A 15089-nucleotide genomic window follows, 5' to 3' on the forward strand; every position below is an offset into this window, starting at 1 on the left:
CTTCGCGCGTCGTACGTCCGCCGCACGCACCGTTCGGCTGCGCGCCGCCGACAGCAGTTGCTCGCGTTCGGTATCGGTCAGATTCATTTTGCCCATGACCTGCATCTGAACACACTTGGGGTGCCAATTCAATGATGCAATGCAGTAGTGCGCCCCACCACAAGCTTCCATCACGATCGGCAACAGGGTAGAGCAACGACTACTTCGAGGAGCTTGCTGCGGCTGACTCGCCGGCTCAACACCGGGTGGCCTCGCTCGTCGACGCCGTACAGCTGGAAGATGCTTTTTGCCAGATCGATGCTCAGCAACGAGACGCTCATGACGGCCTCCGCTCATACGTGGATCAGGGAGTGCTCATACTGCCATACCCTCTGATGGCGATCATTTGCATTCACGCATCGAAGGTGGGACGAGGCCATTCCACTATATCCGGGCTTGTTGCAGCCTTAGACGCTGCGGCCCCCGATGAAATCCGCTGACTAGTTTCATGACGTCAGCCGTGTGGGCGCGTCGTGCGAGTCACGTGCACGCGACGCCATCATGTCATGGCCTTCATTGCGAATTAGGCCAGCCTGCGATCATGCGACGTTTTCTCCCAACTCGCCGGTTCCGTCTAAAAAAAACGCACGCGTTGCCAACATGGTCTTCCATAGCTCCTTGGCCGGTCCTATCAAAGCGCCACTCAGATTCATACGAGCGATCCGACAATTGGCCCACCGGCCACTACTTTCGTCCAGCGTTTGGACGTTAGCCATAGCCCGTTCCTCTTATGTTGACCGATGCTGCGGCCGTTGTGAAGGGTCCGCCGCGAGTACGTGCGAGCAGCGCTAAGGCGCCATAAATTGGCTCACCTCGCGATTCAGTAGGAGACGGAGCAACAGAGTTGTGCCCATCGGGCGTCTAATTGCGGGCAGATCGGGCCATCTGAATGCCGTGGCAATAGTTGCGAACGTCAGCTCGTGGCCGATGAGTGTCAGATGCGATTTGCATACGGAGTCAGCTACTGCCGGCGCTCGCGTTTCGGGCGGAGGCGATCCTGAACTGCCCGTCGACCCACTGTACCGGCCAGACCCGCTCGCAAAACGATAGTCGTCATTGCCCCGGTGAACTGCCGAAGCGACTTGCTTCCTTGCAATATTTCGAATATATTGGAAATATGGAAGATAAAGACGTTATTCGCGCCCTTGCAGCGCTTGCCCACGAACTACGCCTGCGTGTGTTCCGAATGCTGGTCGTCGCGGGTCCAACCGGCTTGACGCCGGGCGCCATGGCGGACCAGCTCGACGTTCCAAACGCGACGCTCTCCTTTCACCTGAAGGAACTGATGCACGCTGGCCTCGTCACGCAGGAGCGCGACGGGCGCAGCCTGATCTATCGGGCCGTCTATGATCAGATGAGCGCGGTGCTTGGCTTTCTGACCGAAAACTGCTGTCAAGGGCAGCCTTGCCTTGGACCTGGCGCGGCCTCATGCAAATTGTGATGGAGAACCACCATGAAGCGGTTTCACATCCACGTCCACGTTGACGACATCGCAGCCAGTGTCGCGTTCTATTCGAAACTGCTCGCCGCCGAACCGGCGCGCGTCGAGGCCGACTACGCGAAATGGATGCTGGACGATCCCCGCGTGAACTTTGCGATCTCGACGCGAGGCACGAAAGTCGGCGTGGATCACCTCGGCTTCCAGGTGGACGCCGCCGCCGAGCTTGCCGAACTCGCGAAGAGGGCCGAGGCCGCGGACCTGGCCCTGCTCGATCAGGGCGAAACCACCTGCTGTTATGCGCGCAGCGACAAGCACTGGGTTCTCGATCCGCAGGGTATTGCCTGGGAACACTTCCATACGCTGGACGGCGCGCCCGTATATGGCGAGAGCCGGAAGACTTCGGCGTCGTCAGGGGCAACGTCCTGCCGGGCTCCGAGCGGCAAACCAATTCGCATTGCTGTGAAGCCTGCCGGCTCGGCCTGTTGCTGACTACGCTGTCCGCTGATAGCCCCATGACCACGAACGTATTGATTCTCTGCACCCACAATTCTGCGCGCAGCGTGCTATCCGAAGGCATGCTGAACCATTGGGAAGAAGCTCGGCAAGGACGTCCGCGCGTACAGCGCGGGCAGCGCCCCGAGCGGCCGCATCAATCCGTTCGCGCTCGAAGCGCTGACGACCGCAGGTATCGACATGCAAGGCTATCGCAGCAAAAGCTGGGATGAATTCGCGCAGGACGGCGCGCCGCAGATGCGCATCGTCATCACGGTCTGCGACAGCGCTGCGGCCGAACCGTGTCCGTTCTGGCCGGGCAGCCCCGTCAAGGTTCACTGGGGCTACGCCGATCCGGCGAACGCGCCGGGCGGCGATGAAGGCAAGCGGCAGACGTTCGAACTCACGCGCGAAGCGATCGGCTACCGCACGCTGCAACTGCTCGCGCTCGCTCTGGAGCGGCTGGACAACGCCCAACTGCCGCAGGCGCTGAACGACATCCTTCAGAGCTGAACCCTTTCCATCGAGTCGCCCATGAACACCCCCAATGTTGCCGCTTCGGGGAAGCCGCCCGCGAAACTGGCCATCAGCTTCTTCGAGCGATACCTGACCGTCTGGGTCGCGCTGTGCATCGTCGCGGGCATTCTGCTTGGACAGGTCCTGCCTGGTGTCTTCGAGGCAATCGGCCGGATGGGATATGCGCACGTCAATCTGCCGGTCGGCCTGCTGATCTGGGTGATGATCATCCCGATGCTCGTCAAGGTCGACTTCGGCTCGCTGCACGAGGTGCGCCAGCACGTTAAGGGCATCGGCGTCACGCTCGTCGTGAACTGGCTGATCAAACCGTTCTCGATGGCGCTGCTCGCGTGGCTCTTCATCAAGCACCTGTTCGCGCCAATGCTGCCTGCAGAGCAACTCGACAGTTACGTCGCGGGCCTGATCCTGCTTGCCGCCGCGCCCTGCACGGCGATGGTCTTTGTCTGGAGCCGGCTGACCGGCGGCGATCCTCTGTTCACGCTCTCACAGGTCGCGCTGAACGACAGCATCATGGTGGTCGCCTTTGCGCCGCTCGTCGGCCTGCTGCTCGGCATTTCCGCGATCACGGTGCCGTGGGCGACGCTGCTCACGTGCGTCGTGCTCTACATCGTGATTCCGGTCGTCCTCGCGCAGATCCTGCGCAAGGTGCTCCTCGTTAGGGCGCAGGCCGCGTTCGATGCCGCGTTGGCAAAGATCGGCCCGTGGTCCATCACAGCATTACTGGCGACGCTGGTGCTGCTCTTCGGGTTCCAGGGCGAAGCCATCCTGAAGCAGCCGCTCGTCATCGTGCTGCTCGCTGTGCCGATCCTGATCCAGGTGTTCTTCAACTCGGCCCTTGCATATGGGCTCAATCGCGCGGTCGGCGAAAAGCACAACATTGCCTGTCCGTCGGCGCTGATTGGCGCGTCGAACTTCTTCGAACTGGCCGTCGCCACGGCAATCGGTCTGTTCGGCTTCAATTCAGGGGCTACGCTCGCGACCGTCGTGGGCGTGCTGATCGAAGTACCCGTCATGCTGCTCGTGGTGCGCATTGTGAACCGCTCAAAGGACTGGTACGAGTGCGCCTGACGAATAACGAAACGATCACAGAGGGCAAACGTGTCCGATCTCGCTACTGATCTCCCACAGGTGAACCCCGCCCTGTTTCGCGTGCCCGATATCAATCGACTGCAGGCTGCGAAGGCGTCGCCCCATCAGCCGCGCATCCTGCTGCTCTATGGTTCGCTGCGCGAGCGCTCCTTCAGCCGCCTGCTGAGTGAAGAAGCCGCACGCCTGCTCACGGCGATGGGTGCCGAAGTACGCAAATTCAATCCGAGCGGCCTGCCGCTGCCGGACGACGCGCCGGACAACCATCCCAAGGTGGCCGAGCTGCGCGAGCTGGTGCTGTGGTCGGAAGGCATGGTCTGGTGCTCGCCGGAGCGGCACGGCGCGATGACTGGCATCATGAAGGCGCAGATCGACTGGATTCGGCTTTCGGTCGGGGCGGTGCGGCCCACCCAGGGCAAGACGCTCGCCGTGATGCAGGTCAGCGGCGGCTCTCAGTCGTTCAACGCCGTCAACCAGATGCGTGTCCTCGGACGGTGGATGCGCATGCTGACCATCCCCAACCAGTCGTCGGTGGCCAAGGCGTTCATGGAGTTCGACGAAGCCGGCCGCATGAAACCTTCAGCGTATTTCGATCGCGTCGTTGACGTGATGGAGGAACTGGTCAAATTCACGCTGCTGACGCGCGACATCGGTCCATACCTCGTAGACCGGTACAGCGAACGCAAAGAGAGCGCTGAGGAACTGATGAAGCGCGTGAATCAATCGGGTATCTGATGCGAGCGGTTCCAGTCGCCACTCGCGTTCAGCGTCGCGCCGCCCATTCGCATGCTGTCGAATGCTCCGCGTCTCTGTGAAATTCTTCCGGCTGTTGAGACTCACTGGCACACAGGACCTGCATCATGCATCTTCGATAGCAGTTGCAACCGACCTCGCCGCGATAGAGGCATTGCTCGAAGCCAACGAATTGCCTACGGTCGGCGTTGCGAAGCACCTAACCAATTTCCTCGTAGGAGTAGATCCATCTGCGACCATCGCGTGTGGCTGCGTCGAATATCACGGCGAGTTCGCTCTCATGCGCTCGATCGTTGTTGCACGGGACGCCTGTGGTTTCGGTCTCGGCGAAACCATCATCGCCCATTTGCTGGCAGCGTGCCGGACGCGGGCGGTTCGATCGGTAGTGTTGCTAACGACAACGGCTGAGCACTATTTTGCTGGTCAAGGCTTTGCACCCGTTGCGCGCACCGAAGTGCCTCGCCTCTGCTGGCATCCAGCCAGTTCCGAGGCGTGTGTCCGGTGTCTGCTACCACGATGTTGAAGGTGTTGAAGGTCGTCGAGGGAAAAAAGCAGTACCACCGAGGAGGAAGATTACAACGGGCAACTTTCATTCCGTTCGCGGACGCAGCGCCCCAATGAAGAACTCGTCAGAGTCGTGTCGGAATTGCGTCCGGCTGCATATCTACCGAAAGTCCACCCGACGAACACGTCATGCCTGATCTACCACGCGACGAACCGGTCACGCTGTATCGGGGGCCAGCCCGCCGTTCTTGGGTGAATCGGTTAGACGGTTTTTGCCGAACGAGCCGACAGATTTGAACCTGGCGGGATCTTCCGCCGCCAGTTGGTCAACTGGGCGGAGCAAGTAAAAGCGCGCCGATCTAGCGGACGGGGCTTTGTAACCCTACCTTACCTCCGCCGAACAATGACATAGCTGTTTCTATCAACTTTTCATAGGATAGCTTAATATCGACGTTCGTCATCGCGGAGAGCTGACCCTCCGACATCGGCAGGCCGATGGTTGCGTCTAACTACAACGGGATAGTTATATTTAGATATCTGTCACGTGGTCACGCTCAGTCGCCGGCCGTCAGCACGGGATCGCACGCAATCGCACGCAATCGGACCCAATCGCGGGGCTGCGGTCGCATGGCCACAGCATCCTACGGTCAACACGCGCAAGCCGATGAAGCGCTCCGCAAGCGCCGCGACGACGTCGCCGTGAGACCTTTGTCATTGGATTCCCGCAGAAATGTAATCTGCACCTGACGGTCGCTCGGAGCATCGTCGCCCCCTATCCAGACTATGGCAATTTTTCTACGGAAGCGCCCACCCGTAATAGCGGCGATAGAGAAATGTGAAAATTTCGCCACGTGGCGTAAAATGTGGAGACACGTGGCAGCATGGAGATCGAGATGAAGCGGACAGTCCGCGACAGCGAAACGGGAAAGCCGTTTCGGAGCCTCGTCCTTGCGATCCAAACCCGCATTTCTTCGTTCGGACCATATGTAAGCAACGGGACGTCACAGTTCGGGGACATGGCAAGAGTTGCTGATATGACCCCGTTACAGGCTCACGACGTCGTAACAAGGGGTCTACCAGTGGCCCTCGCGCGCGAAATGATCGATGAGTATGGTGTCGTCTCGCGTGAAGCGTTACTGCTCGCAATCGGCGTGAGTGAGCGAACCCTGCAGCGCGGCAAAGACGAAAGCCGCCTGCTCGACAGCAATGCCACGGATCGGCTACTCAGGCTTGCTTGCATTACCGAACAGGCGATTGATGTCCTCGGATCGAAGGAAGCCGCAGAGCGATGGCTATCGCAGCCCGCGATCGGGCTCGATCAGCGTCGGCCGGTCGAACTGTTGCAAAGCTCCGGGGGTGCGGAATTGGTGAAGACACTGCTCACCCGTATGGACTACGGGGTGTACTCTTGACGCCTTTGCCGGCGGGGCTTGGGACGAGCGCACTAACCGTTTGGCGCCTCGAACGAGAGAAGCACTTCCCTACCTGGAACACGGCCGAAGGCGCTTTTCTCGTTGGAGGACGGTGGTCGTCGCCCGGACAACGAGTGATCTATGCCTCACTGGACCCTGCTACTACGATATTGGAAGTTGCTGTGCACAAGGGCTTCGACGTGTTGGATAGCGTGCCCCATCGACTACTAGAGATTGAACTCGGAACCACGCCGATCAAAGTCCTCCTTCCTTGCGAGGTTCCAAATCCGCACTGGTTGAGCCCGGGTGCCGTCAGTCCAAATCAACAGAAATTCGGCGACGCGCTGTTGGCTGCAAGCCCGCTCGCCTTAGTCCCGAGTACCGTCAGCAAACATTCTTGGAATTTGCTGATCAACGTTGCTTCAGCATCAGACCAACTCGCCTTGAAGAACCACGAACGCTTTGCGCTCGATCCTCGGCTAACGATGATCCGCTAGCCCGGGGATTGAGTTTCGGTGTTGCGCAATCGCCCAGGTAAGCGTCCTGTTGCCCGTTCAGTACGAAATCGGGCTGAGAAGAGCAGGAGCGCCGAACTCCTGCACTTTCGCACGTGTTGAACTTGCTCAAAAGGACAGGTGCAATGCCTGAACGAAACCTTTCCTCACGACGAAAGAACGCGGCTCGGCCATTGCGGACATCGAGGTCGGTCGTGTTTAGCGTCTGCACCCCGGTGGATTGCTGACCGTGCCGACGTCGCGCGACGGCACAGCAGCTACCGCCGTCAGCGAACTAACACTTACGCCCCCGATCGGTCAATCGACTTTCTCAAAACCGGCCGTTTCACGCAGCTCTGCAAGTGGCCATTGTCGCCAGTCGCCTCTCTAATTTCGCTTTGCCATAGATTTTGGATCAGAAATTCCTCGCAGCAAGATCCTCGTCAACCCAGTTCCAGTCACATTGGTCAGGCGTGCGTCGTTTGAAGCAAGCCGGCGCGCTGGCCTCGCGTGACCGAAGCGCTAGAACCGCAGGGTTCATGGATGGACGACCGTCATCCTGAACGGGCCGCCATTCATCGCAGCATGACTGATGGCTTGATTCACGTCGTCTAGCTTGAAGGGCGTCACGTCGAAGTGCTTGAGATCGAGCAGACCACCACGAATCAGGCCAGTCATAAGCGTGACCGCTTCTGGCGGATACATCCATTTGCCCCGCACGGTGATGTCGTTGCGCATGATCCACGGGTAAGGCAAGTCGAGACCGTCGCCGCCGAGCATGCCGACACCGCCCATCAACACGACACGTCCGTAGGGCCGCACGGCCATCACTGCCGCGCGCACCGTCCTCGTGGTCGCAGACGGCGGCAGCAGGTCCATTACACAGTCGACAGGGGCTCCGGCAGCCGCACGCATCCGTTCCCGATCGTCGTCCTCGTTGCCAGTCAGCCTCACTGTACGGATGCGTTCGCCGAAGCGCCTTTGCAGATCCGCGAGCACGCGCTCATTGCGGCCCGGCGTGACCACGCAGCGCACACCCATTGCGAGGGCAACCGCTACGCACGCGCTGCCGAAGTTGCCGGTCGCTCCGCTCACAAGCAATGTCTCGCCAGCCTGCATATTCGACGCAAGCAGCCCGCCGTACGGAACCAGCATGGTGTTGAGCGCGCACCATCTTGCTGCGTCGGCGGTATCAATTTCACCAATCCGAATGGCGTTCTCGGTTGGCACGCGCATTTGTGCTGCGAATGGGCCGTGGTGGAAATGGCGCGCGAGTCGCAGGCCGCCGTCGCCGCGTGCACTCCAGCCCTGCAATGTAATGTCGGGCGTGAGCGCGTCGTCGCGTGAGCGAACGGTTGGATCGCAGAAAACCCAATCGCCTGTTTTGAGATGCGTAGCGTCTGGGCCGAACGCACGCACGCGCCCGATTGCCCCGCAGCCAGGGACGATCGGCAATTCGATCGCGTAGCGGCGCTCGCCGCTGAACACTTCTCGCGCATACGACAGTACTGGCGCGGCAACGACGTCCACGATGACTTCGCCTGTGCCCAAAGAAGGATCGGGTAGGTCTTCAATCGCAAGCGGCTCGCCGAGTGTCTTCAGAATCGCTGCTTTCATAGGAGTTTCCTTTGATGGTGGCGGACAAGGCCATTCTGGCGGGCTTAGAATCCGTAACAAGGCCTAGTACTATCCTGGGATTCCTGCGTACCTGCTTGCGGAGGGAGGACGGTCGTGACAAAAGCGAGCCGAAGCGAATTTGGGAATTTCCTACGCTCACGGCGGGAGAAGCTAAGTCCCGAATCGGTGGGACTTAATAACGTGCGGCGGCGTCGCACGCCCGGTTTGCGTCGCGAGGAAGTTGCCGAACTCGCGGGCATCGGCGTGGACTGGTATGTGCGGCTTGAGCAGGGCCGCACAGTAAGTCCGTCCGATACCACGCTCGAAGCGCTGGCTCGCGCTCTGCGGCTCGGCAAAGTCGAGGCGGCGCATCTGCGCGCACTGGCGCGCAGCGGCGATAGGCAGCCCTTCACTCGCGAGAGCGTGCCGAGACCCATCGCAAATCTGATCGCGACACTCGAGCTTCCCGCTTATGTCACGGGCAAGCGGTGGGATCTGCTGGCCTGGAATGCAGCAGCGGCCACTCTTCTCGGCTTCGACCGTCTCGCCGAAGCGGATTGCAACATTTTGGTGTTCATGTTTATCGAACCGGACTCGCGCCGGCTTTTCGGCGCGACTTGGGCCAACGAGGCGCGTCGCATGATCGCGTTGTTTCGCGCAACGCATGATCTTTATGCCGACGATCCGGCCTTTGTCGAACTGGTCGAACGACTCCGCGCGCACAGCACCGAGTTCGCGAAATGGTGGAACGCGCACGATGTTCGTGGGGGCGCGTCCGGGCAGAAGGTGCTGACCCATCCGGAGCGCGGCGCGCAATGCTATGACTACGCGACGTTTCAGGCGAACGACGACCCTGCGTTGAAACTTTCCATCTACACGCCTGCGTGAATCGAGTTCCCTACACTCGGCGCGTCAGCATAGTGAGGCCAGTAAAGCCGACTATCGGATACGCTCGAGCCACCGAAGACATGGGACGGGGTAATTGCCCCGCGTGTTTTTCGTCGCTAGGCGCTCGTCGACGATTTGTGGTCGGAAGCCGAGCGTCCGTTCATGGCCGCCCTCTGCTTGACAGCGATCGGCGGCACGCAACCCACAACAGCCGGTCGTGCTGTGTGGGACGCAACGGCGGCTAACCGAGTGGTCCGGTCATCCACGACAGTATTCCGGGGGGCGGATGCGGCCTGAGCCGACACTAAGTCGGACTGAGTCTAACGTCGGCAGCCTGGAGCACTGCTGACCCTTTGCGGCCTCGCTCGGCGAGACTGCAACTGCCCGGGTCACCCAACTCACAGCCTGCGACCATTGCCCCTATTCGAGGTCGCGGGATTGACCCATACACTTCGATTCTTAGAGTAGTCACTCCCTGAACGCTGCGTCCAGCTTGGCGTCGCGCGAGGTGTTGAGATGCGCTCGCCCCGCCGCGGCCCAAGTGCGCTCGGCAACCGCGCGTAACCTGTTCAGATCCCGCTCTGACCACGCGCGCGGAGCGGCGGAATGCACGACAAGCATCGCGACTAGGTTGCCGTTGCTAAGCAGCGGCAGCGCGGCCTCCGCCTGGATCCCAAGTCCGAGGTGTGCGGCTCTCTTCGACTCGTCGAATCGAACGTCGGTGACCATGTCGTCAATTATTAGCGGCTTTCCGGCCTTGAAAGCGGTCACGATCCAATCGCCATACTCCGCTGTAGCAAACGGTGCGGTGGCGAGTGGCTCGATGTTGCGCTCAAATGCCGTTCCGGTCGAAGCCGTTCCCAGCGCAGACACCAGCGCCCACGAACGACGGCGAGAAGGGACGAAATTAAAAGCCACCCCATTTTCGAGAGCTTTCGCTTGCTCGCATGCGCCCGTACCCCGGTACAGTGGACTTGATCGGTTGAGCCTGGACTGCCTATCAGCCACGGGAACCAGAAGAGCCGCTTCGACGGCACGGAACCAACTCGCACTGCCCCACCCCACGAACGACCGGTAAGCTTTGAAGCACTAGAAGTCACTAGGGTAATGAATATTCCTTTCCCGTGCTAACAGACGCCACGCCCCTACTTGGAATGCGACATTTACCCGCAGCGTCGTGACCACAGATCAATGCTGCGGCAAATCACTACATCTTCAACTCGAGCGCTTTCTTACTGCGTCGTGCGAGCAAGTTTGATGCAAGCGAGGAAGCGCTATGTCGGAATGACCACAATGACGACTTCATTGGAAATAAAGATAACGATCAACGAGTTTGTCACGCCAGACTTGTTTCGCGCCGTGTCTGCCGTCTCAAATCCAAGGCAACGAGCGGCGCTACTTAAGCGCCTCGCCGAGGACGCGCTGCGCAACAGCGGTCCGATCAGTCAGATAGCGCCGACTGCGCCCTCCGGTGCGGCAGGCACCAGTGTCGCGCCGCGGGTGATTCAATCCGGGGCTGAGCGAAGTTCATTGTCGATTAACCCTGCGCGCCTCTTCTCCGAGACAGGCGGTTGCGACGAAGACCGAAGGCAGTTCGAATGCACGGCCGACGTGGCAGGAGCCGGCTCACAGCGTGAGACCGCCGCGTCTTTGGTAGCAATCGTCCCTGATTGCAAGGCAAGCGCGATGAGTTCGACAAAAGAACCGACGATGCCTGAGCTATCTGTCGAATATGGTGAGACGCCCCAGGCGCACACTACCGCCCAAGCGACCGCCCGGCGCGACTTCCTAACGCAGGCGTTGGTAACGGCGACGCTCGCTATTGAGAGAAGCGCATACCGGCTCCGTTGCGCCATCCTCGGTGAGAAAGAACGGCGAAGAAGATAATTGGTAAATGATGGAGCAGCCTTGCACTGCCCGCTGCTACTTGCGTGCGAACGATCCGACACATGCATGATTCCGTTCTTCGTTAGCGGTAATTCCTCCGCATCTGGCGAACCCAACTGAGGAGGGTCAAGTTTGTGTCCGCAGCCATAACTTGCGGACGCAAACATGACCCCAGACGATCTTGATTTCCTCCCTCTCAAAGTCACGCATATCGATGAAGGCGGCCCGCCCTGCTTTGATCCAGAGGGCAAGCGCCGGTTGATCGAGGCATGCCAAAGACCGGGAACGTCTGTGTTCAAGCTGGCCGTCAAGGCTGGCGTAACGCCAACCAGTTGCCTAAACGGGTGCAGCGCGAGCACGGACTAGAATGCCACCGCGCGGAGAGGCCTCTTGACGTCCGGGTGCCGGTGTTCGTGCCGGTCGTAGGGCTCGCACCTTCCGGGGCAGTGAGGTTTGAAGCCTTGCCAGCCTCCACGCGACGCGAAGCAAGGCGGCTCTCGCACCGCCCGCCGTTGCCCTCACGCCTGATGGCGCAGTTGCCCAACGGAATGAGTCTTGAACTCTAATGTGGCCAATAAGATTCGGCGCCGCTCACGGCGATGATCGGCGCGCTGAGGAGTCGCTGATGCTGCGCTTCGCCGATGACCCGAGGGTCAATCTCTACCGCGAGGCAATCGACCTCCGTTGTGGCATTGACACCCTTGCCGCCCTCGTCGACGACTCGATGCAGATGGACCCGCTCGCCCGCGCCGTGTAAAGATACGGCGAAATTGCGCCGAAGGCGCAGCACGAGGAGGCCATGCGTCAGGTGGTCGAAGCGGCAGGCGACAGCCGGCCATCCATTGCAAACGCGGATCTATCGACGCATAGGGTGCAGCAGGAAGAAGCGCCCGGCGTCACCCTCGACCAGGTCCGTGATGCCATCGTAATGTTCAACGGAAACAAAAAGGCTGCCGCAAACTTCCTTCGGATCTCAAGGCAAAGCGTGTATCGAATGCTCGAGCGAAGCCCTGAGTGTGACAAATAGCAGAAAGTCCCCACTTGTCACACGCGAAAATTTTGGAGTTCTCGTTTCGTGTCAGAGGGTTAGCGGAGAGGGACCAGCACAAAGCGCCATATCAGTGATATGGCCTGTGGGTTTAGTCCCGCGCTTTTCGGTCAATTCAAGAGCCAATCCTACGACCGGCTGCTCCTAGCGTGATAGGTGAGAATGGCGGCCAAGGCGAGCACCACAGCGATTTGCGGTGCGAGCTTTGCGCCCAGGCGGTAAGCGGCGCAAAGGTAGTCGATCGGCGACATGCGTTTCCTGTGATGGCGGTTGCTGGCCATCGAAGACGGACGCTTTTTCGTGGGTGCCTTTCGGAAGCAGGCGGAAGTATTCTTTCACTCAGTTCACCTTACCTCCGTTCACGCGCGCGTGTGGCGGCAAGTAAGAGACAGCAGCGCCGCAATGCTTCATTTCAACGCTTTCGTTTCAGCGAGAGAGGCGAATTCGTCCGCGACGATTTCTCGCCCCTCGATTGTTACTGCGGAAGCCATCTTTGCGGCCATTACTATTTCTCGTGCGCGCTCGGGCGGCGCCGTTTGATACGCGTGGTCACTTGACCTGTTTTCTACTCGTGTCATCCGTTGGTACTCCGAACTAGAAACTGGCCGTCTGAATAGGATACGGGGACATGCGTACTGAAATGTGTGAGATTCGTCCGCTCTTGTGTTCCCCGATCGATGTGATCGGCAACCCACGCTAGAAGCGACCTGTGCTAGGTCCACTGACTTGCGTGCCTCGGAACGAGCCGTTAGTTCGCCTGGGCCGTACGCACCTCCGAGTTGCTTCTGCAGGCCGTGCAGCGCCCTGAGGGTGGATTTCGTGTTGAATGATTGAGGCAAGCCGCGTCGTACGCCGCGGCTTGCACTCAACGAAAAATTGCAGACGCGCTGACGGCGTGCGTCGGCTATCAATCGGCCTATATCGATGATCCGAGAACCCAATGGCCTCGATGCCGAACTACACGGTCAGCGATCCGGCCTATGAACATCCGAAAAGCAAATGTGCCCGACCACGAACAACGTCAACGATGCGAAGCAAAGCAAAAGTGTTTCAATGACTACGCGCAAGTCCCAAGTCTTCGTCGTGTAGACCAAATAGCCTGCACCGATAAGCGCCCAGGCGCTCAACAAGTGTGCAAATTGTCCATTAAGCCGCCGTTGAGACTCACTCGGCGCTTCAATGAGTCGCAGTTTGGACAAGCAGCGCTCGCGAATGCTTAGCCTCGCGCCTACGAAATATTCACCGTTCTGTTTGCGTTCGACTCGGTAGCTGACCCCATCTACTTTGACGCTCATACTGATCTGTCGCTCCGACGTCTCTAGGATGCCGAGCAACGCACTTAGCCGCGGCGACAGGGTGAGACGAGATGACGTCTGCACCACGACATGATCGGTCAGCTCCAGACCGCCTGAATAACGGACTTCCAATAAAGCGACTTTCATAAAACCTCCTTAGGTTGAAAAGTGTTTGCCTTCAGCGTTATGCCGAAAGCGGACTACAACGGTTAAAAACAACGATGGCGGCGGTATGCGCGTCGCGATCAGATGCGCCCATCGGCCCTCAAGCGCAGACACGATGGAAATAAACTAGAGGCGTAGCGGCACGCGAATCGTCGCCGTCGATAAACGTCCGGTTCGACGAGTCGGCATCAAGAACGCGACCGACAATGGTGGCGCTACGTCGGACGCGCTGCGTGGGCAAGCGTGTCCTTAATTCCGCTGGGATTGAGAGATGAAGACCTGGTGACGGGCGAGCAGAGCCCGCCTGCCTGACATGTCGATGCGTTAAAACGCGGTGAGTGAGTTCAATATAGGCCGACAGCCATTCTCCGTGAGGTGCAAAGCTTCTAAAAAACGCAGTCTTTCCGGTTTTGCTCGGGCCCGCGCCGAGTTCTGTTCGCAACGGAGGTCTGGATAGTTCTTGTGGCAATGCGTTGCCCGAGTTGGATCGACGCTGTGCCTGCCCTACTCTTGACCACGTTTCGCCATCGCTTTCGTTGTGTTTCCGCTCCGATTCTCCGTCGCGGTACCGTCTTGTTCTTGAGCGAAGGGCGAGCACCGCCCGGTAATCGACAGCGTGACTGGCTTCGCCGGCATATCGCATGTCCGAGATATATGGCTATCAAGTCGCGCTGCGTCGAGATAGCGTGTATGCGTTGCGCGAAAATTGAGCAATCTCAAGCGCAAGAAGTAATGTAAATCGGACAACGCTAGAACGCCGTCCGGTGCCGTCGGATGGAGGCGACACTCCGCCTCAGAAAATATGGCTATGCTCTCGACCGGACAATCGTGTTGAGAGAGCACCGACCGTAGATAACGCAGTGCCGGCTTTGCGCGCCGTAGAGGCGACGTGTGCACCGTGACCCCGCCCAAGTCATCAATCACCAAGAGCTCATCGTCGTTGGTCCCGGGCCTAACCTCGCCCCTCCAATCGTAGTAGTTGACGACGAAAACGCCGAAAGGTGTAAGGGCAAGGCAATGGACCAATGTCGTCGCGTTTGCGGTGCCCGGCGCATGTTCGAGGATCACGTCTTCACGAAAGTGCACTTGGCTCTCACACACGCAGCCGAATATGGGCGCGATGCGACGGCGCAACCAGCGGCAGACGCGCCGACGGCGCGAGCCCGAGACTGAATCGTGCTTTTGCAGATGAGCGAGGTGATCGGCGCCGCTTTGCATTCGATCGTTTAACGAACGGAACGCGGATTCTCGTTTATGAATTGGATCTCTCATTTCGTGTTCTCGTGGTTGGTTCATTGCGGTAATTAATCAGTCATCGCAGAGCGCTGAATGTTGAAGGACGACGCTTTGCTAAGTTGGCCTGGCTCGCTCCAACCCAGCAAAGAACATTGAGCGATAGGCATCGTGACGTCGAAGATTGCTTGGCGTCCT

General features: G+C 59.4%; 14 protein-coding genes and 1 pseudogene. 11 read left to right on the forward strand and 4 right to left on the reverse strand.

What is annotated here, in order from left to right; translation table 11 throughout:
• Positions 1-1156: 1156 nt before the first annotated feature.
• From NCS00_RS11010 to NCS00_RS11040, 7 genes and pseudogenes are all read left to right on the forward strand, one after another.
• Positions 1157-1480 (forward strand): ArsR/SmtB family transcription factor, encoded by a 324-nt coding sequence (locus NCS00_RS11010; protein WP_008342560.1) that lies wholly within the window; start codon positions 1157-1159, stop codon positions 1478-1480.
• 12 nt (positions 1481-1492) lie between these two features.
• Positions 1493-1969 (forward strand): ArsI/CadI family heavy metal resistance metalloenzyme, encoded by a 477-nt coding sequence (locus tag NCS00_RS11015; RefSeq protein WP_008342563.1) that lies wholly within the window; start codon positions 1493-1495, stop codon positions 1967-1969.
• 23 nt (positions 1970-1992) lie between these two features.
• Positions 1993-2485 (forward strand): annotated as a pseudogene (locus NCS00_RS11020) (arsenate reductase ArsC).
• A gap of 21 nt (positions 2486-2506) precedes the next feature.
• Positions 2507-3577, forward strand: coding sequence for an ACR3 family arsenite efflux transporter (arsB, locus tag NCS00_RS11025; protein WP_034474334.1), 1071 nt, complete (start codon positions 2507-2509; stop codon positions 3575-3577).
• A 30-nt stretch (positions 3578-3607) separates the two neighbouring features.
• Positions 3608-4330 (forward strand): arsenical resistance protein ArsH, encoded by a 723-nt coding sequence (arsH, locus tag NCS00_RS11030; RefSeq protein ID WP_350029719.1) that lies wholly within the window; start codon positions 3608-3610, stop codon positions 4328-4330.
• Between the two features lie 1403 nt (positions 4331-5733).
• Positions 5734-6264 (forward strand): Xre family toxin-antitoxin system antitoxin, encoded by a 531-nt coding sequence (locus NCS00_RS11035; protein WP_239295043.1) that lies wholly within the window; start codon positions 5734-5736, stop codon positions 6262-6264.
• A gap of 5 nt (positions 6265-6269) precedes the next feature.
• On the forward strand, positions 6270-6761 hold the full coding sequence (locus tag NCS00_RS11040; protein ID WP_250440173.1) for an RES family NAD+ phosphorylase: 492 nt from the start codon (positions 6270-6272) through the stop codon (positions 6759-6761).
• Positions 6762-7295: 534 nt separating this feature from the next.
• On the opposite strand, the gene NCS00_RS11045 is transcribed toward NCS00_RS11040, so the two are convergent.
• Positions 7296-8375 (reverse strand): zinc-binding dehydrogenase, encoded by a 1080-nt coding sequence (locus NCS00_RS11045; RefSeq protein ID WP_250440084.1) that lies wholly within the window; start codon positions 8373-8375, stop codon positions 7296-7298.
• Positions 8376-8489: 114 nt separating this feature from the next.
• Between NCS00_RS11045 and NCS00_RS33480 the strand changes: the two genes are divergently transcribed.
• Positions 8490-9263: a helix-turn-helix transcriptional regulator gene (locus tag NCS00_RS33480; protein ID WP_250440085.1), complete on the forward strand. Its 774-nt coding sequence runs from the start codon at positions 8490-8492 to the stop codon at positions 9261-9263.
• 468 nt (positions 9264-9731) lie between these two features.
• Here NCS00_RS33480 and NCS00_RS11055 read toward each other — a convergent pair whose 3' ends face one another.
• Complete coding sequence (locus tag NCS00_RS11055) at positions 9732-10181, reverse strand: GAF domain-containing protein (RefSeq protein ID WP_250440086.1); 450 nt, start codon at positions 10179-10181, stop codon at positions 9732-9734.
• Between the two features lie 375 nt (positions 10182-10556).
• Between NCS00_RS11055 and NCS00_RS11060 the strand changes: the two genes are divergently transcribed.
• The 3 genes from NCS00_RS11060 to NCS00_RS11070 all read left to right on the forward strand — a co-directional run bounded on the left by NCS00_RS11060 (position 10557) and on the right by NCS00_RS11070 (position 12177).
• On the forward strand, positions 10557-11150 hold the full coding sequence (locus NCS00_RS11060) for a hypothetical protein (RefSeq protein ID WP_250440087.1): 594 nt from the start codon (positions 10557-10559) through the stop codon (positions 11148-11150).
• Between the two features lie 625 nt (positions 11151-11775).
• The gene (gene tnpB, locus NCS00_RS11065) at positions 11776-11907 is read left to right on the forward strand and encodes an IS66 family insertion sequence element accessory protein TnpB (protein WP_250440088.1); all 132 of its coding nucleotides are present in this window, start codon (positions 11776-11778) and stop codon (positions 11905-11907) included.
• 42 nt (positions 11908-11949) lie between these two features.
• The gene (locus tag NCS00_RS11070) at positions 11950-12177 is read left to right on the forward strand and encodes a helix-turn-helix domain-containing protein (protein ID WP_250440089.1); all 228 of its coding nucleotides are present in this window, start codon (positions 11950-11952) and stop codon (positions 12175-12177) included.
• 986 nt (positions 12178-13163) lie between these two features.
• Here NCS00_RS11070 and NCS00_RS11075 read toward each other — a convergent pair.
• Together NCS00_RS11075 and NCS00_RS33485 are read right to left on the reverse strand one after the other, a co-directional pair.
• Positions 13164-13640 carry a hypothetical protein gene (locus NCS00_RS11075; protein ID WP_250440091.1) on the reverse strand — a complete coding sequence of 159 codons (477 nt, stop codon included), beginning with the start codon at positions 13638-13640 and terminating at the stop codon, positions 13164-13166.
• 522 nt (positions 13641-14162) lie between these two features.
• The gene (locus NCS00_RS33485; protein WP_350029720.1) at positions 14163-14954 is read right to left on the reverse strand and encodes a nuclease-related domain-containing protein; all 792 of its coding nucleotides are present in this window, start codon (positions 14952-14954) and stop codon (positions 14163-14165) included.
• Between the last annotated feature and the right edge of the window lie 135 nt (positions 14955-15089).

Source organism: Caballeronia sp. AZ1_KS37 (genome assembly GCF_023631165.1).
GTDB classification, from domain to species: Bacteria; Pseudomonadota; Gammaproteobacteria; order Burkholderiales; family Burkholderiaceae; genus Caballeronia; species Caballeronia zhejiangensis.

Excerpts from the sequence above, each read along its gene's own strand:
- NCS00_RS11070 (WP_250440089.1), top strand. The coding sequence starts at position 11,950 with ATGCGTCAGGTGGTCGAAGCGGCAGGCGACAGCCGGCCATCCATTGCA.
- NCS00_RS11035 (WP_239295043.1), top strand. The coding sequence starts at position 5,734 with ATGGAGATCGAGATGAAGCGGACAGTCCGCGACAGCGAAACGGGAAAG.
- NCS00_RS11010 (WP_008342560.1), top strand. The coding sequence starts at position 1,157 with ATGGAAGATAAAGACGTTATTCGCGCCCTTGCAGCGCTTGCCCACGAA.
- arsB (WP_034474334.1), top strand. The coding sequence starts at position 2,507 with ATGAACACCCCCAATGTTGCCGCTTCGGGGAAGCCGCCCGCGAAACTG.
- NCS00_RS11015 (WP_008342563.1), top strand. The coding sequence starts at position 1,493 with ATGAAGCGGTTTCACATCCACGTCCACGTTGACGACATCGCAGCCAGT.
- NCS00_RS11075 (WP_250440091.1), bottom strand. The coding sequence starts at position 13,640 with ATGAAAGTCGCTTTATTGGAAGTCCGTTATTCAGGCGGTCTGGAGCTG.
- NCS00_RS33485 (WP_350029720.1), bottom strand. The coding sequence starts at position 14,954 with ATGAACCAACCACGAGAACACGAAATGAGAGATCCAATTCATAAACGA.
- tnpB (WP_250440088.1), top strand. The coding sequence starts at position 11,776 with ATGCTGCGCTTCGCCGATGACCCGAGGGTCAATCTCTACCGCGAGGCA.
- NCS00_RS11045 (WP_250440084.1), bottom strand. The coding sequence starts at position 8,375 with ATGAAAGCAGCGATTCTGAAGACACTCGGCGAGCCGCTTGCGATTGAA.
- NCS00_RS11060 (WP_250440087.1), top strand. The coding sequence starts at position 10,557 with ATGACGACTTCATTGGAAATAAAGATAACGATCAACGAGTTTGTCACG.